We start from the raw sequence: 2,298 nt of genomic DNA, 5'->3' as shown, positions 1-2,298 counted from the left end.
GCGACTGACCGGGCCTATCGTATCGGTCAGGAGAAACCGGTGTTCGTCTACAAGATGATTGCCCGCGGGACTGTCGAGGAGAAAATTCAGCACCTGCAAAAAGAAAAATCCGACCTGGCCGCTGGCGTTCTGGATGGACGCAAGACGGGGGACTGGAAGTTGCAGAGCGATGATATTGAAGCGTTGTTTGCGCCGTTGCCGGACAAGCTGGAAAAACGCTGAGGCTTGCGTTGCCAGTTAGATTGCTATCGCGAGCAGGCTCACTCCCACAGGGGATTCATTTCAATCCTGTAGGAGCATGGCCTGCCCGCGATAGAGTCAACCCGGAATCACTGAACTGTCCGAATATCAATACTTCTGACCAGGCAACGGCGCAAACAGCGCCTCAATTTCAGTCTGCTCAAGCTTCCATCCTCCGGTCGTTCCACCTTCAAGTACAGCACCTGCCAAAGCGGCCTTCTCCTGCTGCAAAGCCTGGATTTTCTCCTCCACCGTGCCGCGCGCAATCATCTTGTAAACAAACACCGGTTTGTTTTGCCCAATCCTGTAGGCACGATCGGTCGCCTGATTTTCCACCGCAGGGTTCCACCATGGATCGAAATGGATCACCGTGTCCGCGGCTGTCAGGTTCAGACCTGTACCGCCGGCCTTGAGACTGATCAGAAACAACGGCACTTTGCCGCTCTGAAAATCTTTGACCGGCGTGCGCCGATCCGTCGTATCGCCGGTCAATAACGAGTAATCGACACCACGCTGCTGCAACTCCTCCTCAATCAAGGAGAGCATCGAAGTAAACTGCGAAAACAGTAAAATCTTGCGGCCTTCACTGAGCAACTCTTCCAGCATCTCCATCAAGCTGACCAGCTTCCCACTGCCGGAAAGAAGCGCTTTTGCCGTGATTGTTGTTTTGACCAGCCGCAGATCGCAGCACACCTGACGCAGCTTGAGTAACGCGTCAAGGATGATGATTTGACTGCGTCCAACGCCATTGAGGGCGATTTCGTCACGCACCTTTTTGTCCATCGCAACGCGAACGGTTTCATACACGTCCCGCTGCCCATCGCTGAGATCAACCCAGTGTACAATCTCGGTTTTTGGCGGCAATTCGGTTGCTACCTGGTCTTTCTTGCGACGTAGCAGAAAGGGTTTTATCCGGGCCGTCAGATGCTGCATCCGCTCACTGTTTGCGTGCTTCTCGATCGGCGTTCGGTAGTCACGATTGAAGGTTTTGCTGTCGCCAAGCCAACCTGGCAGTAAAAAGTGAAACTGGGACCACAGTTCGCCGAGGTGGTTTTCCAGCGGTGTACCGGACAGACATAACCGCTGGCGGGCCTGTAGGTCGCGGGCTGCTTGAGCTGCTTTGCTGACAGGATTCTTGATGTTCTGTGCCTCATCGAGAATCAGCACGCTCCAGACTTGCGGCTGCAACACTTCCAGATCTCTAGGCAGCAGCGCGTAGGTAGTCAACACCAAGTCATATTCGGCAAGGCTGGCATAATCTTTTTGCCGCGCAGCGCCATGAAGCGCCAATACCTTCAATTGCGGGGTAAAGCGCGCCGCTTCGTCGAGCCAGTTCGGAATCAGGCTGGTTGGCATTACAGCCAGCGCCGGGAGATCAAGTCGCCCAGCCTGCTTTTCCGTCAACAAATGCGCCAGGGTTTGCAGGGTTTTCCCCAGCCCCATGTCATCGCCCAGAATGCCGCCGACCTCTAACTCGCGAAGGGTTTGCATCCAGTTCAGCCCTTCGAGCTGATACGGTCGCAGCGTCGCCTTGAGTCCCTCAGGCGCCGAGACTTGAACATGGGTCGACTCACGCAATCRTTGCGCAAAACTGCGCAGTCGCTCGCCGCCCTGCCAGACCAGGGGAACACCTTCCAGCAAACTCAGGCGAGCGGCATCYGGAGCATTCAAGCGCAATGAATCGCCCTGATGCGATCCCAGGTATAACTCGCCAAGGGTGGCCATCAACGGTTTAATCCGGCCGTAGGGTAGCGCGATTTTCACATGAGTCTTGGAACCGCCGAGCTCGATCAGCAACTCTTCGTCATCATTACGCGAGGCCAGGTTTGCGGGCTCTATCAGCTGTGGCTGGGTGCGCAGCAAATGCAGCAAGATCGGCAACAAGCTGTGGCGCTCACCGTTGACGACGATCCCTAGTTGTAGATCAAACCATTGGTGGCCCGACTCTTCCTCGATCTCTGCGTACCATTGCTCTACGGGCTGCACGTTGAAGTGAAAGCCGTTGCTGATATCGATATGCCAATTGGCTTCGCGCAACACCGCCAGCCCATCCTTCAC

2 protein-coding genes are annotated in these 2,298 nt (G+C 55.4%); one reads left to right on the top strand and one right to left on the bottom strand.

The genetic code is table 11. From position 1 onward, the window contains the following. The coding region (locus AC1DRJ_RS24880) for a hypothetical protein (RefSeq protein ID WP_477804499.1) at nucleotides 1–222 on the top strand (222 nt) is incomplete at its 5' end. Between the two features lie 126 nt (nucleotides 223–348). Here AC1DRJ_RS24880 and AC1DRJ_RS24875 read toward each other — a convergent pair. Beyond that, nucleotides 349–2,298: DEAD/DEAH box helicase (locus AC1DRJ_RS24875; RefSeq protein ID WP_477804498.1), on the bottom strand; the 1,950-nt coding region annotated here is incomplete at its 5' end.

This window comes from Pseudomonas sp. P5_B2, assembly GCF_056400445.1.
Note: the sequence above shows the minus strand (reverse complement) of the source record. Positions and strands in the feature narration are given on the sequence as shown.